This window comes from Aminobacter sp. NyZ550 (assembly GCF_025628925.2).
GTDB lineage: Bacteria > Pseudomonadota > Alphaproteobacteria > Rhizobiales > Rhizobiaceae > Aminobacter > Aminobacter ciceronei.
Genome location: NZ_CP114190.1, coordinates 3,472,708 through 3,487,520, shown reverse-complemented (window position 1 = coordinate 3,487,520; position 14,813 = coordinate 3,472,708). Strand labels below are relative to the sequence as shown.

At 65.4% G+C, this 14,813-nt stretch carries 16 protein-coding genes; all 16 read left to right on the top strand.

Going from position 1 to position 14,813, the window contains the following annotated elements; translation table 11 throughout:
- Positions 1–57: 57 nt before the first annotated feature.
- The 16 genes from N7E70_RS17345 to N7E70_RS17270 all read left to right on the top strand — a co-directional run bounded on the left by N7E70_RS17345 (position 58) and on the right by N7E70_RS17270 (position 14,806).
- Positions 58–804: a F0F1 ATP synthase subunit A gene (locus N7E70_RS17345; RefSeq protein WP_263007085.1), complete on the top strand. Its 747-nt coding sequence runs from the start codon at positions 58–60 to the stop codon at positions 802–804.
- 255 nt (positions 805–1,059) lie between these two features.
- Complete coding sequence (locus N7E70_RS17340) at positions 1,060–1,971, top strand: LysR family transcriptional regulator (RefSeq protein ID WP_263007171.1); 912 nt, start codon at positions 1,060–1,062, stop codon at positions 1,969–1,971.
- Positions 1,972–2,127: 156 nt separating this feature from the next.
- Positions 2,128–4,116: a conjugal transfer protein TraG gene (locus N7E70_RS17335; protein WP_263007084.1), complete on the top strand. Its 1,989-nt coding sequence runs from the start codon at positions 2,128–2,130 to the stop codon at positions 4,114–4,116.
- 10 nt (positions 4,117–4,126) lie between these two features.
- On the top strand, positions 4,127–4,588 hold the full coding sequence (locus N7E70_RS17330; protein ID WP_263007083.1) for a CopG family transcriptional regulator: 462 nt from the start codon (positions 4,127–4,129) through the stop codon (positions 4,586–4,588).
- A gap of 146 nt (positions 4,589–4,734) precedes the next feature.
- Positions 4,735–5,730, top strand: coding sequence for a P-type conjugative transfer ATPase TrbB (gene trbB, locus N7E70_RS17325; RefSeq protein WP_263007082.1), 996 nt, complete (start codon positions 4,735–4,737; stop codon positions 5,728–5,730).
- Positions 5,727–6,059 (top strand): TrbC/VirB2 family protein, encoded by a 333-nt coding sequence (locus N7E70_RS17320; protein ID WP_263007081.1) that lies wholly within the window; start codon positions 5,727–5,729, stop codon positions 6,057–6,059. Before trbB ends, N7E70_RS17320 begins: the two co-directional genes overlap by 4 nt.
- Positions 6,059–6,340, top strand: coding sequence for a VirB3 family type IV secretion system protein (locus tag N7E70_RS17315; RefSeq protein ID WP_263007080.1), 282 nt, complete (start codon positions 6,059–6,061; stop codon positions 6,338–6,340). The genes N7E70_RS17320 and N7E70_RS17315 overlap by 1 nt, the downstream gene beginning before the upstream one ends.
- Positions 6,341–6,350: 10 nt before the next feature.
- On the top strand, positions 6,351–8,897 hold the full coding sequence (gene trbE, locus N7E70_RS17310) for a conjugal transfer protein TrbE (RefSeq protein ID WP_263007079.1): 2,547 nt from the start codon (positions 6,351–6,353) through the stop codon (positions 8,895–8,897).
- Positions 8,894–9,667: a P-type conjugative transfer protein TrbJ gene (gene trbJ / locus N7E70_RS17305; RefSeq protein ID WP_263007078.1), complete on the top strand. Its 774-nt coding sequence runs from the start codon at positions 8,894–8,896 to the stop codon at positions 9,665–9,667. The genes trbE and trbJ overlap by 4 nt, the downstream gene beginning before the upstream one ends.
- A gap of 14 nt (positions 9,668–9,681) precedes the next feature.
- Entirely contained in the window at positions 9,682–9,969 is a 288-nt protein-coding gene (gene trbK-alt / locus N7E70_RS17300) for a putative entry exclusion protein TrbK-alt (RefSeq protein ID WP_263007077.1), read from the top strand.
- A 2-nt stretch (positions 9,970–9,971) separates the two neighbouring features.
- The gene (gene trbL / locus N7E70_RS17295; RefSeq protein ID WP_269441407.1) at positions 9,972–11,357 is read left to right on the top strand and encodes a P-type conjugative transfer protein TrbL; all 1,386 of its coding nucleotides are present in this window, start codon (positions 9,972–9,974) and stop codon (positions 11,355–11,357) included.
- Positions 11,354–12,043 (top strand): conjugal transfer protein TrbF, encoded by a 690-nt coding sequence (gene trbF, locus N7E70_RS17290; RefSeq protein WP_263007074.1) that lies wholly within the window; start codon positions 11,354–11,356, stop codon positions 12,041–12,043. The genes trbL and trbF overlap by 4 nt, the downstream gene beginning before the upstream one ends.
- Positions 12,040–13,041, top strand: coding sequence for a P-type conjugative transfer protein TrbG (gene trbG / locus N7E70_RS17285; protein ID WP_263007073.1), 1,002 nt, complete (start codon positions 12,040–12,042; stop codon positions 13,039–13,041). Before trbF ends, trbG begins: the two co-directional genes overlap by 4 nt.
- Positions 13,038–14,174 carry a TrbI/VirB10 family protein gene (locus N7E70_RS17280; protein ID WP_263007072.1) on the top strand — a complete coding sequence of 379 codons (1,137 nt, stop codon included), beginning with the start codon at positions 13,038–13,040 and terminating at the stop codon, positions 14,172–14,174. Before trbG ends, N7E70_RS17280 begins: the two co-directional genes overlap by 4 nt.
- A gap of 2 nt (positions 14,175–14,176) precedes the next feature.
- A complete protein-coding gene (locus N7E70_RS17275; RefSeq protein WP_263007071.1) occupies positions 14,177–14,398 on the top strand; it encodes a DUF2274 domain-containing protein in 222 nt (73 codons plus the stop codon).
- A 135-nt stretch (positions 14,399–14,533) separates the two neighbouring features.
- Positions 14,534–14,806 (top strand): hypothetical protein, encoded by a 273-nt coding sequence (locus tag N7E70_RS17270; protein WP_263007070.1) that lies wholly within the window; start codon positions 14,534–14,536, stop codon positions 14,804–14,806.
- Positions 14,807–14,813 lie beyond the last annotated feature (7 nt).

Here is a 14,813-nt window from a genome sequence, read left to right as displayed (position 1 = left end):
CCAGACCGTTCTTGGAAAAGAACTCTGGGATTGAGCCGAAATTCCATGGAGAGGCGGATGGCCGGACCGATAGAACAGTTTGAAGTCAAGACGCTGATCGACATTAACATCGGAGGCATTGACCTCAGCTTCACGAATTCTTCTGCCTACATGGTGGTCACTGTCACCTTGGCCAGCTTGCTTTTGCTAGTCAGCACGCGGAAGCGGGCTTTGATTCCTGATCGAAGCCAGGCAGCTAGTGAAATGATCTACTCTTTTGTGCTTAAGATGGTGCGTGATAGCGCAGGTGAGAAGGGAATGCTTTTTTTCCCTCTGATTTTTGCGCTGTTCCTCTTCATTCTGACAGCAAACCTGATCGGCTTATTTCCTTACGCATTTTCGATTACGAGCCAGATCATTGTCACCTTCAGCTTAGCCGCGCTGGTGTTTCTGACTGTCACTATCTATGGCTTTTATAAGCATGGTTTCCACTTCTTTCTGTTGTTCAAGCCAGAAGGAGTGCCTGCCGCCTTAGTCCCAATCGTGGCGCCTATTGAGCTGGTTTCCTATCTTTCTCGCCCCTTGAGTCACTCGATCCGCCTATTCGCGGTGATGCTCGCAGGTGGCATCAGCCTGAAAATCTTTGCAGGCTTTATTCCTGCGCTCGCCGCGCTGGGTTTTGCGGGTGTAGCTGCAAGCGTTCTCCCACTTGCTATGACAGTCGCGTTGACTGGCTTGAAGATATTGATGTGTGCGATTCAGGCATACGTGTTCGCTATGTTGTCGTGCATGTATATCAACGACGCGTTGCACCCCTCTCACTAGGACAGAGGTATGAGCCAACAAGCTTTTCCTGCTGACCCTTATGCGGTGATTGCCATGCATCACAGGACGACTTGTGCGCCCGCCGCCTAAACCCTTGCTACCTTTATCCGATGTTTGTCTCAATCTCGCAAGACAGTCCTCACCGGGCATTTACTAAGCAAGCACAAAGGAGTGCGTTGCATGGCCGATACTCTTAAGGCCGGGGGTGTGCATCGTTCGGCAGCCACTGATCCAAAACAAACCGCCTCGCGCGCGATGTTTAGCTGTCGCATCCCCCTTGCATCGCTGATCCAGACGCTTGCCGTCGCCGAGTATCTGAACTTCCGCCACGCAGCCAATGCGCTCGGCGTAGCGCAATCCAGCGTCAGCGCCCGCGTGAAGGCACTGGAAGAAAACCTTGGCGTCCTCCTGTTCGAGCGTCATGCGCGGGGCGTCCGATTGACCGAGGCCGGCCGACATTTCGTCGAACGTGTAACGGCGGGTATCGACCAGCTCGACCATGCGGTCAGGACCGCCGGCATGGTGGCGCGGGGAGAGCATGGCCGCCTGCGCGTCGGCATCCATGCCCTGATCCCCGGCAGCTTCCTCGCCACCCTACTTGAACGATACCGCGAACGGCATCCGGGCATCGAGGTCGAAATCGCCGAAGGCACGGCCCGCGATAGCGTCATGCGGCTTCGGGCCAACAGGCTGGACCTGACATTCGTGGCGGGCGCGCCCGAATTTCCCGACTGCCATGCGCGAAGGATATGGAGCGAACGGCTATTGGTCGCGATGCCCGCGCGCCATCCGCTTGGCGATCAGGCGGGGGTGACTTGGGCCGATCTGGCGGGCGAGACCTTCATCGTTCGCCACGGCGGCACCGGCCCACAGGTCCACCACCGCATCGTCATGCGGCTCGTCGGCACCTCGCCGGACCTGTCCATTCTGCGCTTCGATGTAGAACGCGGCACCTTGTTGTCCATGGTCGCGCAGGGCTATGGCGTCACCATCGTCGGTGAGGCGGCATCGCCGATGCACGCGCCGGGCGTGACCTTCCTGTCGATCCTCGACGAGCCGGAACCGCTCGCATTCTCCGCAATCTGGTCCCCCCACAATCGCAGTCCGGCTCTCCGAAGCCTTCTCGACCTTGCAGGCCAGATGAGTCGGTCGGGCCGGTCTGCCTGAATTGTTCGCCAGTTCTCGGCCTCGCGCTCCCGGTGCGACCATCCTATTTGCCGCCGTTCGTATCCGGCAGTCCTCCGGCCTTCTCTTTCCTGTTGCCCATCCCGATTTTGACTACTCTCTGATCGGCTCCGTCTCTTTTGCCGACTGGAGCCTGCTTTGCGCGGAGGCCGAATCCTTTGGGGTCAAATCGCTGTCGTCTTCACCATCGTTCTGGTGATGACGTGGGCGGCAACACAATGGGTTGCCTTTCGCCTTGGCTTCCAGCCGCAGCTTGGAGCACCATGGTTCGAGCTGGTGGGCTTGCCCGTCTATTACCCGCCGGCCTTCTTCTGGTGGTGGTTTTCTTTCGACGCCTACGCGCCCGCGATCTTCGTGGAGGGCGCGATCATCGCCACGTCTGGCGGCTTCATTGCCATCGCCGCCGCCATCCTCATGTCGATCATTCGGGCGCGCGAAGCTCGCAACGTCGCTACCTATGGTTCGGCGCGATGGGCCGAGGACAGGGAAATCCGCGCGGCCGGATTGCTCGGCCCCGATGGCGTCGTGCTCGGCCGTCATACCCAAGATTATCTGCGCCATGACGGTCCCGAGCATGTCCTATGTTTTGCCCCGACCCGCAGCGGCAAGGGCGTCGGCCTTGTTGTGCCGACGCTGCTGACATGGCCGGGAAGCTGTATCGTCCATGACATAAAAGGCGAGAACTGGACGCTGACAGCGGGCTTCCGCGCGCAGCATGGCCGCGTTCTGCTGTTCGATCCGACCAACGCAAGATCGTCCGCCTACAACCCGTTGCTGGAGGTCAGGCAAGGCGAATGGGAGGTCAGGGACGTGCAGAATATCGCGGATATTTTGGTCGATCCCGAAGGCAGCCTCGACAAGCGCAACCATTGGGAAAAGACCAGCCACAGCCTGCTTGTCGGCGCGATCCTGCACGTCCTCTATGCCGAACCCGACAAGACACTGGCGGGCGTCGCGAACTTCCTGTCCGATCCCCGCCGCCCGGTCGAGGCGACCTTGCGCGCGATGATGGACACGCCGCATCTTGGCGAGGCCGGCGTTCACCCCGTCATCGCGTCGTCGGCGCGGGAACTGCTCAACAAGAGCGAGAACGAACGGTCGGGCGTGCTTTCCACGGCCATGTCGTTCCTCGGCTTGTATCGCGATCCGGTTGTGGCGCGGGTGACGGCGCGCTGCGACTGGCGCATTGCCGATCTGGTCGGCAGCCGGGAGCCGGCCAGCCTCTATCTCGTCGTGCCGCCGTCCGACATCAACCGCACCAAGCCGTTGATCCGCCTCATCCTCAACCAGATCGGCCGCAGGCTGACCGAGGAATTGCATACGTCCGGCAAGCGCTATCGCTTGCTGTTGATGCTCGACGAGTTTCCGGCGCTCGGCCGTCTGGATTTTTTCGAGTCCGCCTTGGCCTTCATGGCGGGCTACGGCATCAAAGGCTTCCTGATCGCGCAGAGCCTCAATCAGATCGAGCGCGCCTACGGGCCGAACAACGCCATTCTCGACAACTGCCATGTCCGCGTCAGCTTTGCCACGAACGACGAGCGCACCGCCAAAAGGGTGAGCGATGCACTCGGCACCGCGACCGAGCTGCGCGATTCCACCAACTATGCCGGGCACAGACTGGCCCCATGGCTCGGGCATCTCATGGTGTCGCGGCAAGAGACGGCCCGGCCGCTGCTTACGCCCGGCGAGATCATGCAGCTTCCGCCCACCGATGAAATCGTCATGGTCGCGGGCACGCCGCCGATCCGCGCGACCAAGGCCCGCTATTTCGAGGATGCGCGATTTCAGGAACGCATCCTGACCCCGCCCGATCTGGTCGCCGCTCCGCTGGCGCCCAGCCCATCCGCCGATGACTGGTCCGGCCGCGTGGTCGCGGCGGAAAGCCATTCCGCGCCGGCCGCCGCAGACGGGGCCGAGGGCGACCCGGCCAATGCCGGCATCCGCCGCGAGCCGGAATTGCCCGAGCATGAGGAAATCGTTGCCCCGCCACCATCGCCCGAACAGGAGTTCGAGTTTCTGGACGACGAGCCGGACGTTGACGCGGCCAAGGCCCGCGCCATGCGCCAGCGCATGAGGATGGTGGCGCGGCAGGTCTCCATGAACCCCGATGAGGGTATCGAACTGTGAGGACACGCCCATGACCACCCGAACCCGCCTGAATCTCTATTTCGACCCGGCGCTCATGCCGCAGATTGAGTCGCTGGCGCTGCGCCGCAAGGTTTCCAAATCCGCCATCGTGGAGGCGGCCGTCATGTCCTATCTGTCCGGCGATTCCGCCGACCAGCTTGAAGCCGCCATGTCGCGCCGCTTGGACAAGCTCGGCCGCCAGTTCGACACGCTCGACATGGACCTTGCCGTTCTCGGCGAGACGGTCGCGCAGTTCATCCATTTCTGGATGACCATCACGCCGCCGCTTACAGGAGCCGCACAATCCGCTGCCCGCGCCAAAGGCGCGGAGCGGTTCGAGGGCTTCATGCAGAATCTCGGCCGGCGTCTGGCGACGGGTGACAGGTTCCTCAAAGAGATTTCGCGCGACCTCGACTCACTCCACGACGATCCGGTGCCAGACGAGCCCGCGACCAACGGCGATCAAGAGTAAGTATTCGGACCCATCCTATTTACCGCCATTCGCCGCCGATCACCGCACGCAGCTAGATACTTGTTGAACCAGCCGGATTTCGGCCTCTCTTAATCGACCCCGATCCGGGGATCGCCTGTCGCGCCCCGCCACAAGCCGGGGCCGACATGACCACCAACCACCAAAAACCGGAAGCCATTGCGCGCGGCGCACGCATGTTGCGCACCGCGCTCGGCCCCGCCATTGCCCGGCTGCTCGAAGACCCGGCCGTGGTCGAGGTGATGCTGAACCCGGACGGGCGGTTGTGGATCGACCGCCTGTCCGAAGGACTGTCCGACACGGGCGAGCGCCTATCCGCTGCCGATGGCGAACGCATCGTTCGGCTGGTCGCACATCATGTCGGCGCGGAGGTTCATGCCCGCAGCCCCCGCGTCTCGGCCGAGCTGCCGGAGTCAGGCGAAAGATTCGAGGGCTTGCTGCCGCCCGTGGTCGCCGCCCCGACCTTCGCCATACGCAAGCCCGCCAGCATCGTGTTCAGTCTCGACGACTATGTGGCGGCGGGCATCATGTCCGCCGATCAAGCCGCGACGCTACGCGCGGCCGTTTCCTCCCACGCCAACATCCTCGTGGCGGGCGGCACCAGCACCGGCAAGACCACGCTGACCAACGCGCTGCTCGCCGAGGTGGCGAAGACGGCGGATCGCGTCGTCATCATCGAGGACACGCGCGAGCTGCAATGCGCCGCGCCCAACTTGGTCGCCATGCGGACGAAAGACGGCGTGGCGACGCTTTCCGATCTGGTCCGTTCCTCGCTGCGCCTGCGCCCCGACCGCATCCCCATCGGCGAGGTGCGCGGATCGGAAGCCCTCGACCTCCTGAAAGCGTGGGGCACGGGGCACCCCGGCGGCATCGGCACCATCCATGCCGGCACCGGCATCGGTGCGCTGCGTCGCCTTGAACAGCTCATTCAAGAGGCTGTCGTCACCGTCCCGCGCGCCCTGATCGCCGAGACCATCGACCTTGTTGCGGTCCTTTCCGGGCGCGGCTCCGCGCGCCGGCTGGCCGAGCTTGCCCGCGTCGAGGGGCTAGGGCCGGACGGCGACTACCGCGTCACGCATCCCATCCCATTGGCAATCCCAACCAGCACAGGAGAACATTCATGATCCGCACGATTTCGCGCGGCTATCGCTTCGCCGCGACCGCCGCATCTACCCTTGTCATCAGTCTCATGCTCGCTCCGGCCGCCCATGCGTCCGGTTCGTCGATGCCATGGGAACAGCCCCTGCAACAAATCCTCCAGTCCATCGAGGGGCCGGTCGCCAAGATCATCGCCGTCATCATCATCATCGTGACGGGCCTCACCCTCGCGTTCGGCGACACCAGCGGCGGCTTCCGTCGCCTGATCCAGATCGTGTTCGGCCTGTCCATCGCGTTCGCGGCCAGCTCGTTCTTCTTGAGCTTTTTCAGCTTCGGCGGCGGGGCGCTCGTTTGATGGCGGGCGGCCTCGAACAGCTCGACGCGGTGCCGGGCTTCACGATCCCGGTCCACCGGGCGTTGACCGAGCATATCCTGCTCGGCGGCGCCCCGCGCGCCATCGCCATCATGAACGGGACGCTGGCCGGGGCCGTGGGCCTCGGCCTGCGTCTCTGGCTTGTCGGCCTCGCCCTATGGGCCATCGGCCATTTCGCGGCCGTGTGGGCGGCGAAGCGCGATCCCCAATTCGTCGAGGTCGGGCGGCGGCACATCCGCATCCCCGGCCATCTGGCGGTGTGAGGGCGCGGCCATGATGAACCTTGCCGAATACCGCCGCACCGCCGCCCGGCTCGCCGACTATCTGCCATGGGCCGCATTAGTCGGTCAGGGCGTCGTGCTCAACAAGGACGGCTCGTTCCAGCGCACCGCGAAGTTTCGCGGCCCCGATCTGGATTCCGCCGTCGCCGCCGAGCTGGTCGCCGTCGCCGGCCGCATCAACAACGCCGTGCGCCGTCTCGGCTCCGGCTGGAGCATCTTCGTCGAAGCGCAGCGCAGCGAGGCCGCGACCTATCCCGACAGCACCTTTCCCGATCCCGCCTCGGCGCTGGTCGATGCAGAACGGAAGGCCGGTTTCGAGGAAGCCGGCACGCATTTCGTATCCGGCTACTTTCTGACATTCCTTTTTCTGCCTCCGGCCGAGGAAGCCGCCCGCGCAGAATCTTGGCTCTACGAGGGCCGGGACAAGACTGGCGTGGACCCTTGGGAAGCCCTGCGCGGCTTCATCGACCGAACCGACCGCGTGCTGGCCTTGCTCGACGGCTTCATGCCCGAGTGCCGTTGGATGGATGACGGCGAGACGCTGAGCTACCTGCATTCGACGATTTCGACCAACCGGCATCGCGTGCGCGTGCCCGAGGTGCCGATGCACCTCGACGCGTTGCTGGCCGACCAGCCTTTGACCGGCGGGCTGGAGCCGCGCCTTGGCGACCAGCATCTGCGCGTGCTGACCATCGTGGGATTTCCCAGCGCGACCACGCCCGGCCTGCTGGACGAGATGAACCGGCTGCCGTTTCCTTACAGGTGGAGCACCCGCGCGATCCTGCTCGACAAGGTGGACGCCACCAAGCTCCTGACCCGCATCCGCCGCCAGTGGTTCGCCAAGCGCAAATCCGTCGCGGCGATCCTCAAGGAAGTCATGACCAACGAGGCGTCCGCGCTGGTGGACACCGACGCCGCGAACAAGGCGCTCGATGCCGACATGGCCTTGCAAGAGCTTGGGGCGGATGTGGCGGGCATGGCTTACGTCACGGCGACCGTCGCCGTTTGGGATGCCGACCCCCGCCTTGCCGACGAGAAGCTGCGCCTGGTCGAGAAGATCGTTCAGGGCCGCGACTTCACCGCCATGCCCGAGAGCGTCAACGCGGTTGACGCATGGCTCGGCTCACTACCCGGACATGCCTACGCGAATGTCCGCCAGCCGCCCATCAGCACATTGAATCTCGCCCACATGATCCCGCTTTCAGCGGTGTGGGCGGGGCCGGAACGGGACGAGCATCTCGGCGACGCTCCATTGCTTTACGCTAGGACCGAAGGCTCAACCCCGTTCCGGTTTTCCCTTCATGTCGGCGATGTGGGCCACACCCTTGTCGTCGGCCCCACCGGCGCGGGCAAGTCCGTGCTGCTCGCGCTCATGGCCTTGCAGTTTCGCCGATATGCAGGATCACAGGTCTTCGCCTTCGACTTTGGCGGTAGCATCCGCGCCGCCGCGCTGGCCATGGGCGGCGACTGGCACGATCTCGGCGGCAACAGCGCCTCCGCACCGCCCGTAGACGAGACCGATCCCATCGACCGGGCGCTAGCCGCGCTCGATCCCCTCTACGATGGCGTCGCGCTGCAACCGCTTGCCCGCGTTCACGACATCCATGAACGCGCATGGGCGGCCGACTGGATCGCCGCCATCCTCATGCGCGAGGGGCTGTCGATCACGCCGGAGGTGAAGGAGCACCTTTGGACGGCGCTGACCTCGTTGGCGTCCGCGCCGGTCGAAGAACGGACGATCACGGGCCTCAGCGTTCTGTTGCAATCCAACGATCTGAAACAGGCGCTCCGTCCGTTCTGCGTCGGCGGTGCCTATGGCCGGCTGCTCGACGCCGAGACAGAGCATTTGGGATCGGCGGACGTGCAGGCGTTCGAGATCGAGGGCCTTGTCGGGACCGGCGCGGCTCCCGCCGTGCTCGCCTATCTGTTCCATCGTATCGGCGACCGGCTCGACGGGCGACCAACGCTGCTCATCATCGACGAGGGTTGGCTTGCGCTCGACGACGAGGGTTTCGCCGGCCAGCTCCGCGAATGGCTGAAAACGCTGCGCAAGAAAAACGCCAGCGTCATTTTCGCCACGCAAAGCCTGTCCGACATCGACGGCAGCAACATCGCGCCCGCGATTATCGAGAGCTGCCCGACGCGGCTCTTGCTGCCAAACGAGCGGGCCATCGAACCGCAGATCACGGCCATTTATCGCCGCTTCGGCCTCAATGACCGCCAGATCGAAATCCTCGCAAGGGCCACGCCCAAGCGGGATTATTACTGCCAGTCACGGCGCGGCAATCGCCTGTTCGAGCTTGGCCTGTCCGAAGTCGGCCTCGCGCTCTGCGCCGCATCCGCCAAATCCGACCAGACCCTCATTGCGCAGATCGTCGCCGAACACGGCCGCGACGGCTTCCTCGCCGCATGGCTGCGCGAGCGCGGCGTCGAGTGGGCGGCCGAGCTGATCCCGAACCTCACCAATCTTGCCGACCGGCCGGAATCCGCCGCGCCGGCCGTGCCGGATACCCACCCCACACAGGAGATTCTTCCATGACCTATTCCAAGATCGTCGGGGCCTCGGCCCTTGGGCTGGTGCTCGCCGTGCCCGTCGCGCTGTCGCCCATGCTGGCAAGCCCGGCCCATGCGCAATTCGGCTTCGGCCGCATCGTCTATGACCCGAGCAACTATGCGCAGAACGTGCTCACGGCAGCGCGCACGCTGGAGCAGATCAACAACCAGATCACCAGCCTCCAGAACGAGGCGCAGATGCTCATCAATCAGGCCCGCAATCTGGCGAGCCTGCCGTATTCGTCGCTCCAGCAGCTCCAGCAGAACGTCCAGCGCACGCAGCAGCTTCTCGGCCAAGCGCAGAACATCGCGTTCGAGGTCGGGCAGATCGACCAAGCGTTCCAGCAGCAATATGGCAACGTCTCGCTTTCGACGACCGACGCCCAGCTTGTTGCCGACGCGCGGAGCCGCTGGGAGAATACGGTCGGCGGCTTGCAGGACGCGATGCGCGTTCAGGCGGGTGCGGTCGGCAACATCGACGGTAACCGCGCCGAGATGGCCGCGCTTGTCGGCCAGAGTCAGGGCGCGACCGGCGCGCTGCAAGCCACGCAGGCCGGCAACCAGCTCCTTGCTCTCCAGTCGCAACAGCTTTCCGACCTGATCGCGGTCATCTCGGCGAACGGCCGCGCCGACGCGCTGACCGAAGCGGAACGCGCCGCCGCCGCCGAACAGGGCCGCGAGCAGCGCCGCCGCTTCCTCACGCCGGGTTCGGGCTACCAGCCCGGCAACGCGCAGATGTTCAACGGCAACAACTGACCGGGAGGCTCGCCATGGACGGCAAGATGCTGGCCCGGCTCGGGGCCGTGGTGTTCATCGCCATCGCCGTCACGGCGACCGCAATCGACATGGCGCGGAAGGATGAACCTTCCGCGCTGCCCCCGGCCTCGGCCTTCCAGCCCCCGGCCGATCCCCTGCGCGAAACCCTGCGCCGTTGCCAGCAGCTCGGCGAGGCGGCGGCGAGTGACGCCGGCTGCCTCGCCGCATGGGCTGAATCCCGCGACCGCTTCCTCGGTCGCACGCCAGCGCCCGCCGCACCGCAATCCAGCGAAGGGCGCTGACCATGGGCAACACGGGCGTCATCGACTCGTTTCTAGGCGTATTCACCTCCTACATCGACAGCGGGTTCGGCCTGCTCGGCGGCGAGGTGGCGTTTATTGCGACCACCCTGATCGTGATCGACGTGACGCTCGCCGCGCTCTTTTGGGCATGGGGCGCGGATGACGACATCATCGCGCGCTTGGTGAAAAAGACGCTGTTCGTCGGCGTCTTCGCCTACATCATTTCCAACTGGAACAACCTCGCGCGCATCGTCTTCGAGAGCTTCGCCGGCCTCGGCCTCATGGCGTCGGGCACCGGCTTTTCCGTCACCGATCTGATGCGGCCGGGCCGCGTCGCACAGACCGGCCTCGACGCCGGCCGCCCGCTGCTCGAATCCATTTCCGACTTGATGGGCTGGATCGCCTTCTTCGAGAACTTCATCCAGATCGCGTGCCTGCTGTTCGCATGGGTGCTGGTGGTGCTGGCTTTCTTCATCCTCGCCATCCAGCTTTTCGTCACCCTGATCGAGTTCAAGCTGACCACGCTTGCCGGCTTCGTCCTCATCCCCTTCGGCCTGTTCGGCAAGACCGCCTTCATGGCCGAGAAGGTCTTGGGCAACGTGGTGTCGTCCGGCATCAAGGTCTTGGTCCTCGCCGTTATCATCGGCATCGGCAGCACCTTGTTTTCGCAATTCACGGCTGGTTTCGGCGGGGCAACCCCGACCATCGACGACGCCATGGCGATTGTGCTGGCAGCCCTGTCGCTGCTCGGCCTCGGCATCTTCGGTCCCGGCATCGCCAACGGCATCGTATCGGGCGGGCCGCAGCTCGGCGCGGGAGCGGCCGTTGGTACGGGCCTCGCCGCTGGCGGCATGGTGCTTGCCGGCGGCGCGGCGGCTGGCGGCGGGGCCATGCTTGCGGCGAAGGGCGGCGCTGCTGCCCTGTCCGCTGGGGCCGCGGCCGTTCGGGGCGGCGCGACCGCCGCGGGCGCGGCGACCGCTGCCTATAGCCTCGGCTCGCTCGGCCAGTCCGGCGCGGCGGGCGTTGCCTCCGGCCTCGGTGGTGTCGCCCGAGCGGCAGGCTCGGCCGCCGTCTCGCCGCTCAAACGCGCAGCCTCCAGCGCAACATCCCAAGCAAGCGAAAGCGTCAAATCCAGCTTCTCCGCTGGCGCAAAGGCCGGTTTCGGCGTGACGGGCGGCAGCTCCACGATGGGCACGGTCGGCGGTGCAAGCGCCGATCCCGCAGCCGCGCCATCCAGCCCGGCCGGCAGCCCTCCGGCTTGGGCGCAGCGGATGCAGCGCCGGCAGACCCTCAACCACGGCACCACCATGACCGCCCATGCGGTGCGGTCCGGCGACAGCCACGGCTCCGGCTCCTCCGTCAACCTCTCTGAAAGTGACCGCTCATGAGCATCTTCAAACGACCAGCAACCCATTACGGCAAGACGCCGGAACCCGAGACGCCCTATCAGCGCGCCGCGCAAGTGTGGGACGAGCGTATCGGCTCGGCCCGCGTGCAGGCGCGGAACTGGCGGCTCATGGCCTTCGGCTCGCTGATCCTGTCAGCCGGATTTGCCTCGGCATTGGTCTGGCAGTCCGCACGCGGGACCGTAGTGCCTTGGGTTGTTCAGGTGGACAATCTCGGTCAGGCGCAGACCGTCGCGCCAGCCAATGCCGACTATCGCCCCACTGACCCGCAAATCGCTTTCCATCTCGGCCGCTTCATCGAGCAGGTCCGCGCGATCCCGGCCGACGCGATCATCGTCCGCCAGAACTGGCTTCGGGCTTATGAATGGACCACGGATCGCGGCGCGGCGGCGCTCAACGATTACGCCCGTGCCAATGATCCTTTTGCCAAGGTCGGCCGCCAGCAAGTCGCCGTCGAGGTGTCGAGCGTCATCCGGGCGTCCCCCAACAGCTTCCGCGTCGCGTGGACCGAACGCCATTTCGAGAACGGCCAGCTTTCCAGCACGGAACGATGGACGGCCATCCTCACCATCGTCATCCAGCCGCCGCGCGACGCCGAGCGCCTGCGCGCTAATCCGCTGGGAATCTACGTCAATGCAATTTCGTGGTCGCGGGAGATGAGCCAATGAGGACGATCACCCGCACCCCCACAATCGCGGCCATGCTGCTTTCGGCCACTATGCTCGCAGGCTGCGCCACCAACCGGACGCCACAGTTTAGCTACGATGCCAGCGTGCCGCCGCTGCCAACCGTGCAGGCGGCGGCAACCGACAACACACCCCGGCCGCTGCATGTGCCCCCGGCGTGGACCGTGGCGCGCGGCGGCACCGCCGCAGGCACGCCGACCGGCCGTGTCGAGAACGCCAATGCCGCCGCCCGCGTCGAACCGCGCCGCGAAGGCTACTACAACGCCATACAGGTTTTCCCGTGGAGTGAAGGCGCGCTCTATCAGGTCTATGCCGCAGTCGGGCAGATCACGACCATTGCGCTGGAGCCGGGCGAGAGCCTGACAGGTGCGGGGCCGATCGCGGCAGGCGATACCGCCCGCTGGGTCATCGGCGACACCGAGAGCGGCAGCGGGGCGAACCGCCGTGTCCATATCCTCGTGAAGCCGACGCGGCCGGATATTTCCACCAACCTTGTCGTCACCACCGACCGACGCACCTACATGATCGAGCTGCGCGCGCGGGAATCGCTCTACATGCCAGCCGTAGCTTGGGCCTATCCCGCGCCGCCGCCCGGCCAGCGCCAGACCGTCCCGGCCGCGCCGGTCATCCCGGCCGAAGCGGCGAGGAACTACCGCTATGGCTTGCAGGTGCAGGGCGACAACCCGCCATGGCGGCCGGTTTCCGTGTTCGACGATGGCCGGCGCGTCTATGTCGTCTTCCCGGCGGGGATCGCGCAGGGCGAGATGCCGCCGATCTTCGTGCTCGGATCGAACGGCGAGCCGCAGATCGTCAATTCCCGCATCCACCAGAACGTCCTGATCGTGGACCGCCTGTTCGGCGCGGCCGAGCTACGCCTTGGCAGCGACGACCGACAGCAGGTCGTCAGGATCGTCCGCACCAACCTGACGCAGGCGGCAGGCGCGCAGCCCGCCAGCGTGACTGGAGGCTCCGCGTCATGACCGACAACATCATTGCCGATACTGCTCCGACCATGCGCCTGCGCGCCGAACCGCCCCGCGTTACCCGCCTGTCCCGCAAGATGCTGGCAGGCGTCGGCGCCGTCGCCTTGCTCGGCATCGGCGGCGCGCTGATCTACGCGCTCCAGACCCGCGACGCGGGGCCGGGAGGCGACGAACTCTATTCGACCGAGAACCGTCCCACGGCGGACGGTCTCGCCGGCCTGCCGCGTGACTACACCGGCCCGGTCCTGGGGCCGGCGCTGCCCGGCGACCTCGGCCGTCCGATCCTCGACGCACAGAACCGGGGCCAGCCAGTCGTGCCGCCCGTCATGACGACGCCTGCCGTCGATCCCGAAGAAGAACGCCGCAGGGCCGAGGAAGAAGCCGCGCGCTTGAGCAACGTGTTTTTCCAGTCCGGCCCGCGCACCGGAACGCCGGCAGGGACGGCCATGCCCGGCCTTGCCGGTCTCGGCCTCGGCGGACAGCCAGCGACGCAGGACCGGCACACGGCGTTCCTCAATGGACCCGTGGACCGGCAGACCGTCGCGCCGGATCGTGTCACGCCGCCGGCATCGCCCTACATCCTTCAGGCTGGGGCCGTGATCCCCGCCGCGTTGATAACCGGCATCCGTTCCGATCTGCCCGGCCAGATCACCGCACAAGTGACGGAGAACGTCTATGACAGCCCGACCGGCTCGCTGCTCCTGATCCCGCAGGGCACCCGCATCATCGGCCAATACGATGACGGAGTGACCTTCGGCCAGCGTCGGGTGTTGCTGGTGTGGAATCGCCTGATTCTGCCGGGCGGCCGTTCCATTGTCCTTGAGCGCCTGCCGGGCGCGGACGCCAGCGGCTATGCCGGCCTTGAGGATGGCGTCGATTATCATTGGTGGGATCTGATGAAGGCCGCAGGGCTGTCCACGTTGCTCGCAGTCGGCACGGAGCTGGCGACGAGCGACGAGGACCGACTTATCCGGGCCATCCGCGACGGGGCGCAGGATACCGTCAATCAGGCGGGCCAGCAGATCGTGCAGCGCCAGTTGCAGGTCGCGCCGACGCTCACTATCCGGCCCGGTTTCCCGGTCAGGATTATCGTCACCCGCGACCTTGTGTTCGAGCCGGCAGGAGGTTGACCATGACCAAGCTGAAACTCGGCCCGCTACCCGACGACAAGCCCGTGAAGGTCATGCTGGAGCTGCCCGCAGCCCTTAACCGCGATCTTATCGCCTATGCCGAGGTGCTGGCTCGCCAGAGCGGCCAGCCCGTCGCCGATCCCGCCAAGCTCATCGTGCCGATGCTTCAACACTTCATCGCCACGGATCGCGGTTTCGCCAAGGCGCGGCGGGCCGCCAGCTAAGTCCCATCCCGGCAGGGGTGCCGCCAGCGCATAGGCGCAAATGCGGCACGCTACAGGCCGCCGACTGCCCTCCATGGTTCGCCTAATTCCGGGGCCTGTAGCGCCCCGGAATCCATCAGAACCAAGGAGGATTCCATGTGCGCAGAGCGCCGCCGCGCCCGCAAAGGGCGACCGCGACACCCGGTCCCCGAAGCACTTCCCGACGATCTTTTCGACTACGCCGACGAACCCACGCCAGACGGCCGGGAACGCCGCAGCTCGCCGCTTCGCATCGTCGATGTTGAGACGCTGCCGGTCTTCGACGACTGGCCCGAGAAGGTGCCGATCACGGAGGAAGAACTGCAAATCTTCGAGCGGTATTTCGGTCATGTGCTCGACCGCCTGTTCGGCCATCGACACCGATCCTGACAATAAG

Bases quoted from the DNA above. Each gene is read 5' to 3' on its own strand.
- trbB (WP_263007082.1), top strand. From the start codon at position 4,735: ATGACCACCAACCACCAAAAACCGGAAGCCATTGCGCGCGGCGCACGC.
- N7E70_RS17345 (WP_263007085.1), top strand. From the start codon at position 58: ATGGCCGGACCGATAGAACAGTTTGAAGTCAAGACGCTGATCGACATT.
- trbG (WP_263007073.1), top strand. From the start codon at position 12,040: ATGAGGACGATCACCCGCACCCCCACAATCGCGGCCATGCTGCTTTCG.
- trbL (WP_269441407.1), top strand. From the start codon at position 9,972: ATGGGCAACACGGGCGTCATCGACTCGTTTCTAGGCGTATTCACCTCC.
- trbE (WP_263007079.1), top strand. From the start codon at position 6,351: ATGATGAACCTTGCCGAATACCGCCGCACCGCCGCCCGGCTCGCCGAC.
- trbJ (WP_263007078.1), top strand. From the start codon at position 8,894: ATGACCTATTCCAAGATCGTCGGGGCCTCGGCCCTTGGGCTGGTGCTC.
- N7E70_RS17320 (WP_263007081.1), top strand. From the start codon at position 5,727: ATGATCCGCACGATTTCGCGCGGCTATCGCTTCGCCGCGACCGCCGCA.
- N7E70_RS17340 (WP_263007171.1), top strand. From the start codon at position 1,060: ATGTTTAGCTGTCGCATCCCCCTTGCATCGCTGATCCAGACGCTTGCC.
- N7E70_RS17280 (WP_263007072.1), top strand. From the start codon at position 13,038: ATGACCGACAACATCATTGCCGATACTGCTCCGACCATGCGCCTGCGC.
- N7E70_RS17315 (WP_263007080.1), top strand. From the start codon at position 6,059: ATGGCGGGCGGCCTCGAACAGCTCGACGCGGTGCCGGGCTTCACGATC.
- trbF (WP_263007074.1), top strand. From the start codon at position 11,354: ATGAGCATCTTCAAACGACCAGCAACCCATTACGGCAAGACGCCGGAA.
- trbK-alt (WP_263007077.1), top strand. From the start codon at position 9,682: ATGGACGGCAAGATGCTGGCCCGGCTCGGGGCCGTGGTGTTCATCGCC.
- N7E70_RS17330 (WP_263007083.1), top strand. From the start codon at position 4,127: ATGACCACCCGAACCCGCCTGAATCTCTATTTCGACCCGGCGCTCATG.
- N7E70_RS17270 (WP_263007070.1), top strand. From the start codon at position 14,534: ATGTGCGCAGAGCGCCGCCGCGCCCGCAAAGGGCGACCGCGACACCCG.
- N7E70_RS17275 (WP_263007071.1), top strand. From the start codon at position 14,177: ATGACCAAGCTGAAACTCGGCCCGCTACCCGACGACAAGCCCGTGAAG.